This window comes from Acinetobacter sp. P1(2025), assembly GCF_051390655.1.
Taxonomy (GTDB): domain Bacteria; phylum Pseudomonadota; class Gammaproteobacteria; order Pseudomonadales; family Moraxellaceae; genus Acinetobacter; species Acinetobacter junii.
Window position 1 is genome coordinate 1 of the sequence record NZ_JBPKBJ010000040.1, and the last position, 19,116, is coordinate 19,116.

At 38.8% G+C, this 19,116-nt stretch carries 19 protein-coding genes; 7 read left to right on the top strand and 12 right to left on the bottom strand.

The window, feature by feature from the left end; all coding sequences use genetic code 11:
- Positions 1-363: 363 nt before the first annotated feature.
- Complete coding sequence (gene pyrE / locus ACSC97_RS11275) at positions 364-1,014, bottom strand: orotate phosphoribosyltransferase (RefSeq protein WP_004951249.1); 651 nt, start codon at positions 1,012-1,014, stop codon at positions 364-366.
- Between the two features lie 39 nt (positions 1,015-1,053).
- On the opposite strand from pyrE, the gene ACSC97_RS11280 reads away from it, so the two are divergent.
- Complete coding sequence (locus ACSC97_RS11280) at positions 1,054-1,878, top strand: exodeoxyribonuclease III (RefSeq protein WP_004909961.1); 825 nt, start codon at positions 1,054-1,056, stop codon at positions 1,876-1,878.
- 438 nt (positions 1,879-2,316) lie between these two features.
- Complete coding sequence (locus ACSC97_RS11285; RefSeq protein ID WP_005403416.1) at positions 2,317-2,667, top strand: arsenate reductase; 351 nt, start codon at positions 2,317-2,319, stop codon at positions 2,665-2,667.
- A gap of 61 nt (positions 2,668-2,728) precedes the next feature.
- Here the strand turns inward: ACSC97_RS11285 and ACSC97_RS11290 are convergent, their stop codons facing one another.
- Complete coding sequence (locus ACSC97_RS11290) at positions 2,729-3,166, bottom strand: DUF2147 domain-containing protein (RefSeq protein WP_004909965.1); 438 nt, start codon at positions 3,164-3,166, stop codon at positions 2,729-2,731.
- Between the two features lie 151 nt (positions 3,167-3,317).
- Here ACSC97_RS11290 and ACSC97_RS11295 point away from each other — a divergent pair, with 151 nt between their 5' ends.
- Positions 3,318-4,229 carry an alpha/beta hydrolase gene (locus tag ACSC97_RS11295; RefSeq protein ID WP_004909966.1) on the top strand — a complete coding sequence of 304 codons (912 nt, stop codon included), beginning with the start codon at positions 3,318-3,320 and terminating at the stop codon, positions 4,227-4,229.
- Positions 4,230-4,510: 281 nt separating this feature from the next.
- Positions 4,511-5,695: a GGDEF domain-containing protein gene (locus ACSC97_RS11300; RefSeq protein WP_004909968.1), complete on the top strand. Its 1,185-nt coding sequence runs from the start codon at positions 4,511-4,513 to the stop codon at positions 5,693-5,695.
- A gap of 13 nt (positions 5,696-5,708) precedes the next feature.
- Here ACSC97_RS11300 and ACSC97_RS11305 read toward each other — a convergent pair whose 3' ends face one another.
- The 6 genes from ACSC97_RS11305 to ACSC97_RS11330 form a co-directional block, all read right to left on the bottom strand.
- On the bottom strand, positions 5,709-7,421 hold the full coding sequence (locus tag ACSC97_RS11305) for an ATP-binding cassette domain-containing protein (RefSeq protein WP_436660987.1): 1,713 nt from the start codon (positions 7,419-7,421) through the stop codon (positions 5,709-5,711).
- Between the two features lie 51 nt (positions 7,422-7,472).
- Positions 7,473-8,171: a glutathione S-transferase family protein gene (locus ACSC97_RS11310; RefSeq protein ID WP_436660989.1), complete on the bottom strand. Its 699-nt coding sequence runs from the start codon at positions 8,169-8,171 to the stop codon at positions 7,473-7,475.
- Positions 8,168-10,012, bottom strand: a complete 1,845-nt coding sequence (gene dsbD / locus ACSC97_RS11315; RefSeq protein WP_436660991.1) for a protein-disulfide reductase DsbD — start codon at positions 10,010-10,012, stop codon at positions 8,168-8,170. The genes ACSC97_RS11310 and dsbD overlap by 4 nt, the downstream gene beginning before the upstream one ends.
- Before the next feature lie 76 nt (positions 10,013-10,088).
- Entirely contained in the window at positions 10,089-10,856 is a 768-nt protein-coding gene (locus ACSC97_RS11320) for a transporter (RefSeq protein ID WP_042891097.1), read from the bottom strand.
- Between the two features lie 31 nt (positions 10,857-10,887).
- A complete protein-coding gene (locus tag ACSC97_RS11325) occupies positions 10,888-11,433 on the bottom strand; it encodes an ankyrin repeat domain-containing protein (protein ID WP_004909975.1) in 546 nt (181 codons plus the stop codon).
- A gap of 140 nt (positions 11,434-11,573) precedes the next feature.
- Positions 11,574-11,948 (bottom strand): HPF/RaiA family ribosome-associated protein, encoded by a 375-nt coding sequence (locus ACSC97_RS11330; RefSeq protein ID WP_004951232.1) that lies wholly within the window; start codon positions 11,946-11,948, stop codon positions 11,574-11,576.
- A 373-nt stretch (positions 11,949-12,321) separates the two neighbouring features.
- Here ACSC97_RS11330 and ACSC97_RS11335 point away from each other — a divergent pair, with 373 nt between their 5' ends.
- From ACSC97_RS11335 to ACSC97_RS11345, 3 genes are all read left to right on the top strand, one after another.
- Entirely contained in the window at positions 12,322-13,047 is a 726-nt protein-coding gene (locus ACSC97_RS11335) for an outer membrane protein OmpK (RefSeq protein ID WP_436660994.1), read from the top strand.
- Between the two features lie 92 nt (positions 13,048-13,139).
- Positions 13,140-13,688 carry a GNAT family N-acetyltransferase gene (locus ACSC97_RS11340; protein ID WP_151826075.1) on the top strand — a complete coding sequence of 183 codons (549 nt, stop codon included), beginning with the start codon at positions 13,140-13,142 and terminating at the stop codon, positions 13,686-13,688.
- Between the two features lie 77 nt (positions 13,689-13,765).
- The gene (locus ACSC97_RS11345; protein ID WP_125297528.1) at positions 13,766-14,503 is read left to right on the top strand and encodes a hypothetical protein; all 738 of its coding nucleotides are present in this window, start codon (positions 13,766-13,768) and stop codon (positions 14,501-14,503) included.
- A gap of 296 nt (positions 14,504-14,799) precedes the next feature.
- Here the strand turns inward: ACSC97_RS11345 and urtE are convergent, their stop codons facing one another.
- Genes urtE through urtB form a run of 4 tightly spaced genes read right to left on the bottom strand, consistent with a single transcriptional unit; the run spans position 14,800 to position 19,033 of the window.
- The gene (gene urtE / locus ACSC97_RS11350; RefSeq protein ID WP_087539924.1) at positions 14,800-15,498 is read right to left on the bottom strand and encodes an urea ABC transporter ATP-binding subunit UrtE; all 699 of its coding nucleotides are present in this window, start codon (positions 15,496-15,498) and stop codon (positions 14,800-14,802) included.
- A 9-nt stretch (positions 15,499-15,507) separates the two neighbouring features.
- The gene (gene urtD / locus ACSC97_RS11355) at positions 15,508-16,335 is read right to left on the bottom strand and encodes an urea ABC transporter ATP-binding protein UrtD (protein ID WP_004909986.1); all 828 of its coding nucleotides are present in this window, start codon (positions 16,333-16,335) and stop codon (positions 15,508-15,510) included.
- Positions 16,336-17,406 carry an urea ABC transporter permease subunit UrtC gene (gene urtC, locus ACSC97_RS11360; protein ID WP_241282293.1) on the bottom strand — a complete coding sequence of 357 codons (1,071 nt, stop codon included), beginning with the start codon at positions 17,404-17,406 and terminating at the stop codon, positions 16,336-16,338. It abuts the gene before it with no gap.
- Positions 17,407-17,410: 4 nt separating this feature from the next.
- Positions 17,411-19,033, bottom strand: coding sequence for an urea ABC transporter permease subunit UrtB (gene urtB, locus ACSC97_RS11365; protein ID WP_436660998.1), 1,623 nt, complete (start codon positions 19,031-19,033; stop codon positions 17,411-17,413).
- Positions 19,034-19,116 lie beyond the last annotated feature (83 nt).

Sequence of the window (19,116 nt, forward strand, 5' to 3'; positions counted from 1 at the left end):
ATCTTTACTTTTTCATATTTCATGTACTCATGATAGTAGAACATGACTTTTTAATGTGGATAAAAAACAAACAAAACGTTGATCGTTTTTTGATTTTTGCAAGAAGTCTAATAATTTCGAAAATACCCAGTTATTTTCTGATATAAAACACATTACAGTTGAAGGTGAAAACATAAGACCCAGTCTTGAAATGTTTTTTCAAAGTAACCTAAGCGGAAAAATTTTCGAAATAGTATAAATATTTAGAATTATTGAAAACTATCTTATTTGAATGAAATACTAAGTAAGTAGAAACCCGATATGAAGTCTGTTTTCAAAACTAAAAAAGGAAGCTTTTGCTTCCTTTTCTCTTACACTTAAAACTTAGATGCCATATTTTTCACGATAAGCCTGCATATTTGCCAATGCTTCTTTCTCGCCTTTTGCATCCAAATAATCCATCAAATCTTTCATTGTGATTAAAGCATGCACAGGGATTTCGAGTTCTTTTTGTACTTCCTGAATCGCAGAAAGCTCACCTTGACCACGCTCTTGACGATCTAACGCCACTAATACCCCTGCAATCGTTGCACCAGCATTTTTTAAGATAGTCACAACTTCACGAATCGCAGTCCCCGCAGTGATCACATCATCAATGATCCAGACTTTTTGACCTGCAACCGATGCACCAACCAACACCCCTCCTTCACCATGATCTTTGGCTTCTTTACGGTTAAAACCCCAAGGAACGCTCTTACCATGTACTTGAGACAACGCAACCGCAGTTGCTGCTACAAAAGGAATGCCTTTGTACGCAGGACCAAAAATCACACCGACATTGTCACACTGAACCAATTTATCTGCATAGCCTTGTGCTAAAAGAGAGAGTGCTTCACCATCATTTAACAAACCTGCGTTAAAGAAATAAGGACTGACACGACCTGATTTTAAGGTAAACTCACCAAATTTAAGCACACCACGTGATAATGCGAGTTCAATAAAAGCTTGCGGATTAAATGACACAGGCGTTGTCATAAGGTGCTCCAAATTCATCAATTGAGGTTAAACATACGCATGATACCAAAGGATAGCTATCCAAGTGATGTAAAAATTCTTCGAGTCGTCTCAATTAACGTAAATGGGCTACGTTCATCAGTAACCAAAGGTCTACTCGAATGGTTAGAACAGTCCGATGCGGATGTCGTATGTATGCAAGAAAGCCGCATCACCCATGAACAATGGACTGATAAATTCAAACCTGAGGGTTGGTATACGCACTTATTTCCAGCTGAACGTGCAGGCTATGCAGGTACAGCAATTTATAGTCGTTTGCCGTTTATTACGGTGAAAAATGGACTTGGCTTTGAACTTGCTGACTCGCAAGGGCGTTTTATCACGGCGGAGTTTGATTTAGGACTGTCACATCCTGTTCATATTGCTTCTCTATACTTACCATCAGGTTCAAGTGGTGAAGATGCACAAGCACGTAAAGATTTATTTTTACTAGAATACGCCAAGATTTTAAAACAATGGCGAGATGAAAATAAATCGATCATCGTCTGTGGTGACTACAATATCGTGCATAAACGTATTGATATTAAAAACTGGTCAGGCAATCAAAAATCATCAGGCTGCTTACCACATGAACGTGCATGGCTTGATCACATTTATGATGATTTGGGCTATGTGGATACTTTCCGTGAAGTCCGCCAAGAAGCAGAATTATATTCATGGTGGTCAAATCGCGGTCAAGCCCGTGCGAAAAATGTCGGTTGGCGCATCGACTATCAAGCTTGCTCTCCAGACTGGAAAGCACGTACAGCTAATGCATGGGTCTATAAAGAACAATGGTTTAGCGACCATGCCCCTGTGATCATCGACTACAAAATAAACGAATAAGTGAACAGTTGTTCACTTTGACCGCTTCTTTAGCTTACATATCGTGTCGTTTTTTGTGTATTTTTATTTATCACCTGTAACGGCATTATAGCACCACGGCACAGGGAAGCGGTCAGGATGACCAGAAGGGATAGGACGCCGTAGGAAGATAAAATAAACTTAGTTTAAGTTTATTTGCAAGGATGAGACATTGGACGTTGAAATGAGACCCGCATGATCAGGATGATTAGATGCGGGTTTTCTCTTTTTTAGATATTCAATTTTTTTCTTGACGCTGTCTTTAGCTTTTGTGCTCAATATATAAGAACAATTTAATCAATCACTCATCTTTTAGAAATCTCTCAATCAACTTTATAAACAATATCGATTGGCAACTGAGTCAGTTTTTACGTTAGGCTTTCGAATAAATCTTTTAATCAATCTATATGGTTTTTCAGTATGTTTAAAATTTACGGTATTAAAAATTGCAATTCGATGAAAAAAGCTTTCGATGCTTTAACTGCCAAAGGAATTGCTTACGAATTTCATGATTATAAAAAACAAGGCATTGATGCTGAAACTTTAACAGTTTGGCTGAAAGAGATTGGCGCAGACAAAGTATTAAATAAAAAAGGCACCACATGGCGCAAACTCAGCGAAGCGGAACAAAATCATGCGACTAGTAACGAATCAAATCTGATTGAAACATTGATCGCACAACCGAGCTTGATTAAACGCCCAGTTTTACAAACTCCTCAAGGTTATGTGATCGGTTTTGATGAAGCGGCTTATGCAAATTTATCGGCTTAAAATAAGCAAACAATAAAAAACCGAGTGGATTTACACTCGGTTTTTTTATATCGAATTCGGTTTAGTTGGTACGAATCCAAGTTTGGTTACGACCTAATGCTGCAACGCCGATGTAGCCACGTAATTTAAGCTTTTTACCACCATCGATGATTTCAGCTTTCAATTTATAAGTTTTACCATTTTTAGGATCAATGATAGAACCACCATCATAATTTGTACCGCCTGCATTTTTAAGACCGTGAACAATTGTCACGCCTTTAAGCGGTTTATTTTTAAAAGTACCTTCACATTTAGTGCAGGCATTTTCCTGACCAGCCACTAAATATTTTTGAATTGATGCATTGAGCGTGCCGTCTTTTTGCTCTGTAAACTTCACAATCGCTTTAGGTTGTTTAGTTTCATCATCAATCGTTTGCCAAACACTACCGTTAAGCGCATCTGCCGCATTGGCAAAAGTTGTTAAACCGAGCAATCCAAATGCTAAAGCAATTTTCTTCATTTTTGTAATATCCTTAAGGGGGTCTTTTCAAGACCAAGAGTATTGAGAACTTCAATCGATATTGCAATTCTTGATTATGACTATTTGGTATAACCTCAGGAGTTCAAGAACTCTACTTATTATTATACTGACCTAACAATATGGAAAAATTATGAAATTTGGTACTGTTTGGAAATATTATTTTACTGAATCGTTACTAAAAGCGACTATTCGCACACCGAGTCAGTTTAATTTAGCACCGAATGCGTTACGACCTGTTTTAGATCAACTTTGTCGCTTGTTTCCTCAGAATCCAACAGTACAAATTCGACCACTACGTTTGGCGGGTGTTCGCGGTGAAGAAATCAAAGCTCAAGCTTCTGCAACCCAACTGATCTTTCATATTCATGGGGGGGCCTTTTTCTTAGGTAGCCTAAACACACATCGTGCGTTAATGACTGACATCTCAGCTCGTACTCAAATGCAGGTGATCCATGTAGATTATCCTCTCGCACCTGAACATCCATTTCCAGAGGCGATAGATGCAATTTTTGATGTATACCAAGCACTGCTGGTACAAGGAATTAAACCCAAAGATATTATTGTCTCTGGCGACTCGTGTGGGGCTAACCTTGCATTGGCGCTTTGCTTACGCTTGAAGCAACAGCCTGAACTGATGCCAAGTGGTATGATTTTAATGTCACCATATTTAGATCTGACACTCACCAGTGAATCATTACGTTTCAATCAGAAGCATGATGCTTTACTTTCGATTGAAGCTTTACAAGCAGGAATCAATCATTATTTGAAGGATGGGATTCAAGCGGATGATCCTCGCGTATCTCCTTTATTTGATGATCTAAAAGGTTTACCGCCAACGTTGGTTCAAGTCGGCTCTAAGGAAATCCTATTGGATGATTCAAAACGCTTTAGAGAAAAGGCGGAAAAAGCCAATGTCAAAGTGAACTTCAAACTTTACACAGGCATGTGGCATAACTTCCAAATGTTTAATGCATGGTTCCCTGAAGCGAAACAAGCACTAGCGGATATTGCTGAGTTTGCTCATTCATTAGATCGAAATTAACTTATTTTCTCCAAATGAAAAAAATGGTCAGCTATGGCTGACCATTGTCACTCTTAATTTATTTTTGTCATAATAGTTAAAATTTGATCGATTATTTAGATAATCAAACCTTTTTCCAAAAAATTTTCCCTTGCGATTTAACATTAAAAACCGAGAGCTAGACTTTTTTCTCAATCTAAAGATGCTATTGTAATTTCAATAATCGTTTTTCAATTTTTTTGATGACAAATTTACACTTATAACCGTTCTTAGGAATCTCATTGCATAAAGGATGCATATCAATGATGAAGGTTCACTTTAAGAGTTTAGCAAAACGAGAAAAATGGAATTTCTCACAACTTTGGGAGCATGAACCGCTTATCAATTGGGACATGCTGAAAAAAAGTATTTTGTTGCTAATACTCGCTGCACTGATGAGCTTGTTTGGAATTTTGTGGGACAGTTTTGTCTTGCTGAATCCTAGTACATGGCAATGGGTGAATTTACCTCTTGTTCGCTCAAAACTACTCACCAACTTGATCATGCTGATCGTTTTTCTCAGCTTGATTATTCCTTGTTATTTTTACAAAGATCGAGTGTGGGTTCAGGAAATTATTCCTATTTTGAGTGTACAGATTTTTACGGTATTGCTTTGCCATACAGGCTATCTGATCGGCAGTTTTAGTCCTGCGACCATGGTGACATACGCCAGTGTAGTCGGTGTCGGTCTCATCTTGTTTGATCGTCGTATGATCTACTGCGCTTTGATTCCCGCGACCATTGCTCTGCTCTTTTGTAATTTCCTCAGTATGTATGGCATCCTTCAGTATGCGCCAATATTTAATCCTGAGATCTTAAATCAAGCGGAAATGCACCCTTTCTGGGTTGGCAGTATGTTCTTCTTCCTGCTCCCAATTCTATTGGCTTGTTTGTATTTATTTGAAATTTTACTGCAACAATGGCGTACTCGTGAAACTGCCATTCAAGCTCTGAGCCGCCTCGATCCTTTAACCAATGTCATGAATCGTAGAAGCATTAGTAATCAGCTAGAGAAGCTCAATCAACAAGCCGATCAGTTGTATTCTGTGATTTTGCTCGACCTTGATCATTTCAAAAATATTAATGATCACTTTGGACATAGTTTAGGGGACGAAGTATTAGTAAATGTCGCGAAATGCTTAACTGAAAATCTACGTGATCAAGACATGATTGGTCGCTTTGGGGGCGAGGAATTTATTATTTTGCTTCCCAACACCAGTACAACACAAGCAAAAAGCATTGCTGAACGTTGTCGAATTGCGATTTCACAATTAAGTTTTATTTCTGAAGATCATCAAGAATTTTCGGTTAGTGCTAGTTTTGGAATTAGCAGCTCACAAAATGCCAGTGAGTCACACTTAATTATTAGTCAAGCTGACCAAGCATTGTATGCAGTCAAAGCAAATGGACGTAACCAAGTCAAAGTATTTAGTGAGCTGGTGGGTTGATCTTTAAAATTTATTAGGCTTGCAAAGAATAAGACTCCGAAAAACTAAGTATTTTTTCGATGTCAATTATTTCATCAGCTAACTCAATGCACCCTTTGAAGTGAGTAATCACAATAAGGGTTTCAATATTGTCTTGGAGAAACTTTAATATTTTAATGGCAGTTTTAGGATCTAATGCTGAAGTAGGTTCATCTAAAATCATAACTTTGGGCTGCTTAAGAAAAGCACGTAAAATATTAAGTCTTTGTTTTTCTCCTCCTGAAAAACTTTTGATATATTCATCAATCTCGCTATCTAAAGATAGTTGATGATCAGTTAGAATATTTCCTAATTCAAAATAATCAATCAATGAAAGAAGCTCTTGATCAGGATAATCATGTTGAGAGTTATAGATCAGATTCTCTCTTAATGACCCCGTCGAGATTGTACTGCTCTGCCCAACAAAAGCGACTTCTTCAAAGATTTTATTTGAATAAGCATATGTAATGTCTAAATTTTTATAAAACAATTGCCCAGCGTGTAATCTATACGCACCTAAAATATAATTAATTAATGTAGATTTACCAGTTCCTGTTTTACCAACTACGGCATACATCTTATGCTTATAAAACTTGAGACTAAATGGAACTGTTTTTTTACCACCGACTTCTAATACAGCATCATTAAATAAAAATGCGATATCCTCTTCAGTAAAGGTGTGATCACTCAATTGATCTTTTTCCAACTTCAAATATTGATAAAATTTCTCAATCGCTACCATATTCCCAGCAAGTAAATTAATCTGCTGAGAAATCATCAGAGAGGGCGTCGTAAGCATCATGATATAAGAGCTTATCATCACCATATCCCCCGTAGTGATTGTTCCCAAAGAAAATAATTTTGTCGAAAGCAACAAAAAAACTAACAAGAAAAGAAAGATAAACGCGATTTGTAGAACCATCAAAGCTGCAATTCGAGAATGACTATAAAAACTTTGATCAACAAATCGTTTAACACTTTTTTCAAATTGAGCTACTTCAAAATCAGCTACATTATTGACCTTAATTTCATAGGCATGATTAATTTTTTCCAAAAATCTGCCTTGTAATATATTTCCTATCGAATATAACGGTTCATAGTAAGTTTTACTTTTTCGATTGATTAAATTTGAAATCAGAAATAAAAGTATGGCAGCACTGATAAAACCAAGAGAAAAAATTAAACCAATATTTAAGTATAAAATATAACTGATAAAAAAGAGTTGTAGGATGACAGGAACAAAGACCAATAACACAGCAAATATAATCATAGAAAATGCTTTACTAGCTCTTATGGCTTCCGCATTAAACACTCCTGTATCAATCTTATCTTGTTGCTTCTTCTGTATTCTTAAGTAATTGCTGAGACCCGTAATCAGAATAGATGTTTCTTGTTTTGCCGTGATTAGCCCTCCTAAAGCATTTTTGACCCATTCAAGTATTTGGGATAATAGCCAAGCAAAACAGTAAGAAATCACGAGTACATAAATATAGCCTATACTTTGGTTTTTATGAGTTTGATCAATAATTAATTTAATAAAATAAGGGAGAATGGCACTGACTAAACTTGCCAAACCAACCAATATACTCAAAAAAATTAAATGCTGTTTTTCATTCTTATATAATTGATTTGAAGCACGCCATATTTCTTTAAACATATTAAAAAACATCGCGTAGCCTCTTCTATTATTAGTGGAATTTTCCACCATAATAGCACTCTCAACCGAATTAAAAGGTTGAGAGCTTTGTTTAAATTTTGTCTATTTTTTTAAATATTCATCTCGAGTCTGACGATATGGCTCATCAAAAGGTACAAACATTTGCTCTTGTTTTGCTTCCGCAATCCACTGTTGAACCGATGGTAAAGACAAAATCTTGTCTATATAGCTTTTGCCTGATGCTGAAATAGGAAAGTCAAAGCATTCAAAACGCATCACCACTGGTGCATAAAATGCATCGGCAATACTAAACTCACCACACAAAAACTGATCTTCGGTTGGTCGCCCTGACCAAATTTGATCAATACGTGCGACTTCATTACGCAGTTGCTCATGCTCAGCCCAAAGCTGTTTTCCTATATGTGATAAATCCGCTTCAACATTCATCGGACAAAGATTGCGTAAATTCTGAAAACCACTATGCATTTCTGCACTAATACAACGTGCGCGAGCACGTAACTTTTTATCTTGAGGTAATAAATTTTTATCAGGATGTTGTTCAGCAATATATTCTGCAATCGCCAGACTATCCCAAACAATAATATCCTCATCAACTAAAGCAGGTACTTTTCCTGTTGGATTAAGTTTTAGAATTTCAGTTTTGAACTGGCTATCTGGCTCAAAACTATCAAACTGAATCCAATGTTCTTGAAATGCAATACCTGCCTGTTTTAACAAAATCCACGGACGCATCGACCATGTGGAGTAATTTTTATTTCCGATAAACAGTTGATAATTCATAATGATTTCTCTTTTAATGCAGCGAGTTGTTGTATTAATTCAGATTTCTGGAATGCACCCGTCAAACGTAAAGCACGTATTTCTTTCTTTTGTTGATCTAAGAATAAATAAGTTGGCGGACCTAATATGTCCCATTGATTGAGTAAGTTCTGATGCGATAAATCATACTGACTAAGGTCAAGCTTGATCAAATAATAAGGAGCCAAAGCATGTTGAACCTCTGCATCTTTTAGGATCCGATGCTCAATCGGTTGGCATGCCACACACCAGTCTGCATACACATCAACCACGATCATTTGATCTTTCGGCGCAGTTGCAAGAAGTTGTTCAAACTCATCTGCTGTTTGTGCAATATGCCAAGTAGCAAGTTGATCAGCTTGTTGCGTTGTCAAATTCTGTACATGCTGATATTGATTAAATGCCAAAAAAGGAACAACAACCAATAACAATAATGCGTATAGCCATTTTAATTGGCTCGTCTTCACAAAGAGTCGATACGCTGCAAAAACAATAAATCCAAGACCTAATAATAGACTGAGAATCTGCATCGCCAATTCAGGCAAAAGTGGTCGAATAAAATACAAACTGAGCGCTAACATCAAAAAGGCAAAAATCACCTTGATTTGATGCATCCATTCTCCCGCTTTAGGAAGTGCTTTTGCACCAAGTACACTCGCCAAAAGCAAAGGTATACCCATTCCAAATCCGAGCGTAAACAAGAGTAATGCACCCTGCCATTGATTTTGGGTCTGTGAAATAAACAGTAGCGTTCCAGCAAGTGGAGCAGTCATACATGGACCAACCAACAAAGCTGAAATCATCCCCATCACACTTGCGCCAATTAAGGTTCCACCTTGTTGCACCGATTGCATTCGATCAAGATGATTGACCCATTTTTGTGGCAGTTTAATTTCAAATAAACCAAATAAATTGAGTGCGAAAACCACAAACAATAAACTAAAGGCAATTAATGTTGCTGGCTGTTGAAGCCACCGTTGAAAGTTCAACCCTGCAGCTGATGCGATTAATCCAAGTACTGCATATACCATCGCCATGCTGATCACAAAGGTCAATGCAATCATCCATGCTTTAACACCTTTATGTTCACGCACGATCAATGATGTCAAAATAGGCAACATCGGCAATGAACATGGCGTGAATGCCAGTAAAATCCCTAATCCTAAGAATAAAGCCAAACTATAAGCTAAAGAATGTTGTTCTAATGTGCTCGACCATTTCTGATCTTGGGCCATAACAGTATTGTTGCTGTCTACCGTTGATTGGTCTTGTGGAGTTTCACTTAATACTGCGTTATTTGTATTCGCTGCCTGAGCAGATCGAGCAACATCTAAAAAACGCTTTTGAGAGTTTGCAGTGGTATTTTGCATACTCACCAAACCATCAATATCGGTTTGAAAGTCAATCGTTTGAGGTGGGTAACAAATTCGATCTTTGGCACAACCCTGCCATGTGACACGGTAGTGCTGCGATGCTAGTGTCGGAATATTGAATTCAACTTGCTGATAATAAACTTGGCTATGACCATAGTTTTCATCATATTGCTCAACGGCTTTGGGCAAATCCAACGCAACAGCTTGATTGCCTTGCTGAACTTCAAATTTATGTTGATATAAATAATAGTTTGGCTGAATTTCCCAACGCAATCGTGCTTGATCGGTTTGCGTCGATTCAACTGAAAATGTAAATGCCTCTTCAGGGCTTAATAATGGTGCTGCTGAATTTTCTTGGGCGTAGGTTAAAGACCCACATAACAGCAATAATGTACCCAAAAAGTATTGGATCAGCGAGACACTAGCCTCACCCCGAACATGCATTTTCATATCATCTCTCTATGTTCTCTCAAATGCCCGATTTCTTGAATGGCAGTTCAACATAGAGCATTTGAGAGATCATCTATCAGAATAAAACGGATACGCCTAAACCACCGTTATAACTTCTCACATCACCATCTAAATCAACACCCACACTTGCATCAAGCTGTGCACGATCATTGATGGCATAAACCAATCCAGTTCCTAAACCATATTGATAGTCTTGGCTCTCTGCTTTGCGATAAATAAACTCAGAATATCCTGATAATTTACCTGCAATTTTATAATCAATGGTTGGAATCGCTGTCACTGCCCAATTACTATTTTGTGCTTCATAGCGCATGGTAATTGACGTACCGATTAAATCACTGAACTCATAGGCAACAGCTGAAGTTAAGCTGTAAATATCATCATGTGCTGTGAATTCATCATTACCCGTTGCAATAATCGCTTCAGCTAACACCGCCATCGATAAACGATCATCTTTCAGATCAATCGCTTTCTTTAAACCAATACTGACATCGCCTAAACCATCAGTTTCAGTTTTAAATCCAGCTCGCTTGTGTTGTTGCCATACTGGACCTTGCCAACCCAATTGCAGTTCTAGACCATTTGCTAAACCTGTACGCAACAACATATCGCCATTTAGGGTTAAAGTTTTATCTTTTACACCTTCAATATTTTGTTCTTGGTAACTTACTGTTGGTAAGCCCTGTTCCCAAGCAAGTTGACCAACAGGTGTAATCCCTGTTCCGATCCCTGCACCAGGACGATCAAATGAAAATTCTGCCGCAAAAGTCGTGCTTGCTAGCATTGACGCAGCTATAAAAGTTAAAGCGTTAAGCTTCTTCATGATGAACCCCTTTTCCTTGTTTTCGCTAAACTTATGCTGTTAGCTCTTTTGACATTTTGGCGCCATGCTGACGCAATAATTCGAGTGTCTCACGTTCTTCTTTCAGCGATTCTGACCAATCAATTTCATCAAAATCACAATCAAAGAATAATTGGCTAATCGAAGATAAAATCGTTAGTCCTTCTTCATCACGTGTATTTGGATCAACTTTTTCATCTAGTAAACGCTGTACCACAGGGACACATGCCGAGCTTGCAGCGTCCCAAAGCGGACCATAAAATTCTTCAGCATCCCACAAATGTAGATTTGCTTTGGCTTGAATTAATGCGTCTAAAATAGCAAGATAAACGTGAAGTTCTTGTTGTTTTTCATCTTCACTTAATGGCTTGCCAGCTTCATAAGCCTCACAAATTTTTTCCCACCACGCAAACAAACCATCACAAAGAACTGAAACAGGTGGTCCTTGTTCTGGATCAATAAAGTTTGGGTCAAGTCCTTCAGCAAGTAATGCTTGCACTTGGTCTAAATCGAGTTGTTGTATGGCTTGCACCAAGGCCTGTTGCTGATTGCTTAACATGACCAATTCTCACAAAGTATTTAATTCGCCTATTATGCCGAATATCCCATCGGGATTTTATAAAACGACCTAAAAATCATGTATAAATTTGATACAGGCATAAAAAAAGCCCAATCCTGGGCTTTTTTTAAACGCGCTCACTACGCCTCATCATCTACTTTTATATCATCATCGACATCAACATATTCTGGTAAAGCTCCACGATGGTGGTCTTTTTTCTCATATAAATGTTCCAAACTACGTTGTAATTTATCAATTGCACCATGAATAGATGCATCGATATTTGCAGCTTTGTGTGTCACAGCTACAGGTTTCATACCTGCTGGACGGGCTTCGATCATACAGCGTTTGTCATGATCTCCCGTTTTTTCCCCATTTTCATCACTAATATGAACCGAAAAATGTGTAATACGTTCGCTATAACGTTGAAATTCTTGTGTAAGCTCTGCACGGATATAACTAATTAAACGTTCGCTACCATGGATGTTTTTATCTGTACGGATTTCAATATTCATAAATATCTTCCTCTCTTCTATATTGAGACGGTTCTACGAAGCTTTTTATTCAGCACACTTTGAGCATGCATTCATTCAGTGCAGTTGTATATTCTGATTATGTAAATGCTTGTCGTCTCCTTGCTTCACATCAGTTGTGTTTCAGTTATTTAGAAGATCTTCTATGATTCCAATATCTGTCTTTCATCAGAAATATGCAAGCTGATTTTTGACATTTTTATTAAAACTTGATCAAAAAGATTCTCTTACCGAATCTTATCTTTAGCAGACCGTTTACCGTATACAATTCTTTTGAGCATTTGGTCAAATTTGGCTTTATTTTTGCTTCATAACTTGTATGCTTTACACGCCTTTTGTGGGGGAGATTTTTTAAATGCAATTGAAGCAACTTGCGGCTACATCTTTATTGTTATCTACAGCAGTTTTCGCTCAAGCGAAACCAATTTGGCAGGATTTCAGCCTAACGGGTTTATATGGCGAAAACTACGAAGTGGTTGATGAAAAACAAACAACTTTAACAGTTGAATATGCGGCAAAAGTAAAATATGCCGATGTGTTCTTCTTTATGGATCGTATGCGTGGTAGCGACGATCATAAAAGCACTTATTTTGAGCTTTCTCCACGCTTGAGCTTGGGTGAGGTTTCAGGTCAGAAACTTACTTTTGGTCCGATTAAAGATGTGTTGATCTCAACGACTTGGGAAAGTAACAATGATGACTTTTCTAGTTTTGATAACTTCTTATACGGTGTAGGTTTCGATCTTGCAATTCCTTATTTCCAATATGCGAATGTCAATTTCTACCGTGCAAATAATGAAAATACAGCAGATGACTATCAAATGACTATCGCTTATGCGGTTCCATTTAAAGTATCTAGCGAAGATTTCTTAGTTGATGGTTTCCTTGACTGGTCTACAGCAGAAAAAGACCATGCGAGTGAACTTAACTGGACAACCCAATATAAATGGAATGTAGGTAAACACATTTCACCTGAAACACGTTTATATTTGGGCGTAGAACATTCTGTTTGGAATAACAAGTTTGGTATCAAAGGCAGCGACGAAAATAATGTCAGTGCTTTAGTGAAATACCATTTCTAAACGGTTTTGACTGATCAAAACAGCAAGGAATTCCTTGCTGTTTTTTTTTAGATCGCGCATATTGAAATAGATGAATTTTCTTTTATTTTGTTATGTCTCACGATCTTATACTTGCAACGCATACACTACAAAACTCTTATCAAATTCGTTTTGCAACTACTGATGATCTTGAGCAGATTCTCGCTATTTACAATCATGAAATCATCACGGGCACAGCCAACTGGAATGATCAAGCCGTTACTTTAGCGCAATATCAACAGCGCTTTCAGGAGATGCAACAACAGCAATTTCCTATGATTGTCGTTGAAGATCAGTCATTGAGAAAAATTGCGGGTTATGCCTATTACTCTGCCTTTCGTAGTATTACAGGCTATCGACACAGTATTGAACATTCTGTTTTTATTGATCCGAATTATGCTCGTCAGGGTTTAGGTAAAGCCCTCATGCAACAACTGATTCATCTTGCGACTCAACAGCATATGCATGTCATGGTGGCAGCGATTGATAGCGAAAATACGGGTTCAATCGTATTACATCAACAACTGGGTTTTATTCAAACTGGCTATATGCCACAAGTGGGACAAAAGTTTGGCAAATGGCGTGATTTAGTTTTAATGCAACTACAATTGAGTCGTTCATAAACAGAACAATTTCATCTCTACTATGCATATGTAGTTGGTTAGAATAAAAACATCTCATTTACAAAATAATTTAAAACATGAAAATTTCACAACTCGCTTTAATCATTACATGTGCTTCAGCAACAACCGTTAGTTTTGCAGAAACGTCTTTTGAGCAAGAATTACAGCAAGGCTGTGCCAAAGTAAAACAATACGCTCTAAATGGGAAAAAGCTCTACGACCAAAAGCAATATGCCAAAGCAGTGAAACAATTTGAAGATCAAGCCGCATGGGTACATTTCTGCCAAATGAATGCTGAAGAAAGCGGTATTAAAGTGACTGATCGAGAGATTGAAATAGCCAATAATAATGTCGGGTTGAGTTATGCAAAATTAGGTAAACCACAATGGGCAAGAGTATGGTTTTTAAGAAATGAAGATTCAAAAATCAGTCTATACAATTTAAAACAGCTTCCTAAACCGCAGATCACGAAAGACCTACAAGGCACGTATGTAAGAGCCAATGGTTTCGGACAATGGGATTACATTACGGTCAAGAAACAACAAAATAAATATCTAATTAATTTTGAAGGTTATTATTTTGGCATTCGTGGTCTTATTTATGGTCCCAATTTAGGTCAGTTTGATACCACAATGCCGATCACTGCAAAGCAAGCCAACTATCATTATGAGGACTGCCAGATTAAGCTTCAATTTACGAATGATACAAATAATGGTCAAAAAATTGAGGTGAAACAAAATAGTGGCGAGTCTGGATGTGGTTTTGGACATAACGTCTATGCGGGCGGCACGTTCTATAAGGTTGAAGGTAAATAAATGATCTTTACCCTCAAACTCAACAAAAAATTTAAGAAAACTTATGAGTCTCGGAAACGTCATTCACAACCTGCGTAATCTTTGAAAGATATTGTTTCTGCGAAACAATAGAAAAAATCCAAGAATTGAACAGGTTTTGTGAATGACAATGCCTTTGGTTACTTTGGGCAAAACCAAAGTAACTCCAGCGGAAGGCGTATTTAAAAATTAGAAGACTACTAGGTATGACTCCGAAAGATAATCATTTTTTTAATATCTAGTTTCTAAATAGTAAAATGAGATATATAGGGTCGATACTAAATCGCCACCAATTCCCGAATCCCCTTTTCCGGCATTTCTGCACCTTGCCCGTTTGCAATCACTTGACCACGCGCCATCACCGTATAGTTATCTGCCAGTTCTTCAGCAAAATCGTAAAACTGCTCCACCAAAACGATCGCCATTTCACCCTGATCTGCCAATTTACGAATCACCCGACCAATGTCTTTGATGATCGAGGGCTGAATCCCCTCAGTCGGTTCATCCAAAATCAAGACTCTTGGCTCCGAAGCCAACGCTCTCGCAATCGCGAGCTGTTGCTGTTGACCACCTGACAAATCTCCACCACGGCGATGCTTCATTTCATCCAAGACAGGAAAAATTTCGTACAGATGACTCGGTACTTTTCGAGTTTTCGCACCTGAAAATTTCGCCATACCAATTAAGATATTTTCCTCTACGGTTAAAGTTGAAAAAATATCTCGTCCTTGCGGCACGTACGCCAATCCTGCACGTACTCGTTGCTCAGGAGACATCTTGGCTATGTCTTTGCCATCTAGCAAAATCTGTCCTGATTTAATCGGGAGAATCCCCATCAAGCATTTCAGCAACGTGGTTTTACCAACGCCATTCCGTCCTAGAACGACACTGCATTCCCCTACAGGCGCTTGAAAAGACACGTCACGCAGAATATGACTACCACCATAAAACTGGTTAATTTCTTTCACTTCTAACATGGCAGTCTCCTAGCGTCCCAAATACTTTTCAATCACATCTTCATTGGCTTGTACCTCTGCCAATGTGCCCTCTGCCAAAATTGCGCCTTGCGCCAATACCGTAACTTTCTCGCTGATAGTGTCAATAAAGCTCATGTCATGCTCGACCACTACTAAGGTGTGATTCTTTTTAAGTTCTAAACACAATTCAGCGGTGCGTTCTGTTTCCGCATCGGTCATACCCGCCACAGGCTCATCCAATAAAATCAGCTTCGGACGTTGCATCAATAACATACCGATTTCTAACCACTGCTTTTGACCATGAGATAATAATCCTGCGGGCTTTTTTACAAATTCCTTTAAGCGAATTTGCTCCAAACTTTCCTCCAGTGCTAACTGTGCTTCTGGATCAAGTCGGCTAAACAAACTTTTTTTCACTCGCTTATCGCGTGGTGCAGCGAGCAATAAATTTTCCATCACAGTGAAATTTTCAAATACCGTTGGTTTTTGAAATTTGCGCCCAATCCCTGCTTCCGCAATTTCCTCGGTACTCATTTTGGCAAGATCATAGTTTTGACCAAAAAAAGCAGTGCCCGTGGTTGGACGCGTTTTACCTGTAATCACATCCATTAGTGTGGTTTTCCCCGCACCATTTGGTCCAATGATGCAGCGCAATTCACCTTCAGCGATGTACAGTGATAAATCATTGAGAGCGCGAAACGAATCAAACCAGACACTGACTTTTTCTAAATACAAGGCAATCCCATGACTAAAATCTGCGCCTTCAGTTTTGGCGCGTCCATAGCCCTCGCCGAGTTGACCGCCATGTTGAGCTGAGTCTAGGAATAAATCACTCATTTAATTGCTCTCCTTTTTAAAACGGTCAAATAAACCAATCACACCTTTCGGTAAGAAAATCGTCACCACGATAAATAAAGCACCTAAGATCAATAACCAAGCTTCTGGTGCTGCAACTGTGAAATAAGTCTTCACAGCATTGATTAAACCTGCACCAAGAATGGGTCCGATCAAGGTACCACGCCCCCCTGCGGCAACCCACACTGCCATTTCAATCGAGTTGACTGGATTCATTTCACTTGGGTTGATAATGCCAACCTGTGGCACATACAACGCCCCTGCGATACCTGCAATCACTGCCGATAGCACCCATGCTGAAAGCTTGTACCACAGTGTGCGATAGCCCAAATATTGCAAACGGTTTTCACTGTCACGAATCGCGCCAAGCACTCGACCATAAGGACGATTCATCAGTTGACGTAAGCCGATAAAACACAGCATTAACACCAAAGCAGTGACAAAACATAAACTGGCACGCATCGGCGCTGAAGTGATATCAAAACCGAGTAAGGTTTTAAAACCCGTGAAGCCATTATTTCCCCCAAAACCTGTCTCATTGCGGAAGAATAATAAGGCTGCGGCAAAAGTCATAGCTTGGGTAATAATTGAGAAATACACACCCTTGATTTTTGAGCGGAAAGCAAAGAAACCAAAAATAAACGCAACTAAGGCAGGCACAGATAAAACCAAGATCATCGCCCAAGCAAAATGCTCAGTCCCCACCCAATACCAAGGGAGTTCTGTCCAACTGAGGAAGCGCATGAAATCAGGTAAGCCATCACCTGCGGATTCGCGCATCAAGTACATGCCAAAGGCATAACCACCCAAGGCGAAATACAAACCATGCCCCAAGCTTAGAATCCCTGCATAGCCCCACACTAAATCCAGTGCCAACGCGACCAAAGCCAAGCACATGATTTTGCCAATTAACGTAATCCAATACGCTGACAGATAAAATGCCGAATCAGGGGATAACAGATGTAACCAAGGTAAGCTCAATAACACGGCAAAACAAATGGCAATCGCAATTGCGCTATACGGTTTATCTGCAAATAAAGAAGTGATTTTCATTGGCTTACTCCACGAAACGACCTTTGATGGCAAACAAACCTTGTGGACGCTTTTGGATAAACAAAATCACAAGAACCAAGAGAATAATTTTTGCTAAAACTGCACCTAGACCAATCTCTAGAACTGTACCGCTAATCCCTAGACCTAAGGCTGCAAGTACCGCACCCCACACTTGCCCCACACCACCGACGACAACAACAAGGAAGGCATCAATAATGTAGTTCTGTCCGAGATCAGGACCGACGTTACCTACTTGTGCTAAAGCACAACCTGCAAGACCAGCTAAACCTGAACCTAAGCCAAATGCCAGCATATCGATACGTGCAGATCGAATGCCCACGGCACGCGCCATTTGACGGTTTTGTGTCACAGCGCGGACAAATAATCCGAAACGGGTTTTGTTTAATAAGAAAACTAAAAGTAGTAATACCGCTACGGTAAAGCCAATAATCGCAATACGGTTATACGGCAACATCAGGCTTGGCGTCAGGGCAATACCACCACTGAGCCATGCGACATTCGACACTTCAACGTTCTGTGCGCCAAAGATCATCCGAACCGATTGCATCAAGATTAAACTCACACCAAAGGTTGCCAATAATGTTTCCAATTGGCGACCATAAAGCGGGCGAATCACAGTACGTTCAATCAACATGCCGATCAGCGCACTCACCAGAAATGCAGCAGGAATCGCAGCCAATAAATACCAATCGACTAAACCTGCAAAGTGCGTTTTAAAAAAACTTTGAATGACGTAAGTGGTATAAGCACCGATCATGATGAGTTCACCATGTGCCATATTGATGACACCAAGCAAACCATATGTGATTGCAAGACCAAGCGCTGCTAAAAGTAAAATACTGGCAGTACTGAGACCCGAAAATACATGCCCTGACCATTCACTGATTTGAATACGCGTTTTAATTTTATTTTGTGCTTCTACTAAAGCTGCTTTCAATGCGGGATTATTTTGTGGTTGTTCTAAACTTTGATTGATTAAAGCCAATACATCTGGACGATTTGAATCCGCCAAAACTTTTACTGCTTCGATCTTGGTGAATTCATCTGAACTATTAAAATCTAAACGAGCTTTCAGTTGTGCTAAACGGGCTTTAACACCTTCACTTTTTTCATTGAGATAGAGTTGTTTGATCGTTGCGACATCAAGCTCATCCAAGTTATTTTCTAAAATATCAACAGCGGCTAAACGTTGTGATGCATCATCAGAATTCAATTTAACTTTGGCTTGTCCAAAGTTCAGCGCCTTACGCAAAGTATTGACCAAAGTCACTTGAGACAAGTCTGAAGGCCAAGTTTCGACGACTTGTAGTTGTGGGTAACTTAATAATTTTTCATCGTTTTTTAGAATATAAGTATTGCCTGAACTATCACTATATAACTCATTTTGATCAATATATGCCACCAACTGATCCAGTTGTTCAATACTGGCTGGCCATTGATTCAACATGGCACGACGAGTAGCAAAGTCAGATTTAACAAAAGTTTGGATGGCATCCTGAGAAGTTGTAGACGTCACAGTTGTTGGTGAAGTAACTTCTGCCCATGCAGGATTAAACATGATCTGTGCCATGATGCAGAGCATTGCCAAAACATAGTGTTTCGCCATAAGACTCCCCTTATATTTTCTATTTAAACCAATCAATCAGAAATAAAACTAAGAAAAACCTGCTGCCGAAACAGCAAGTTGCA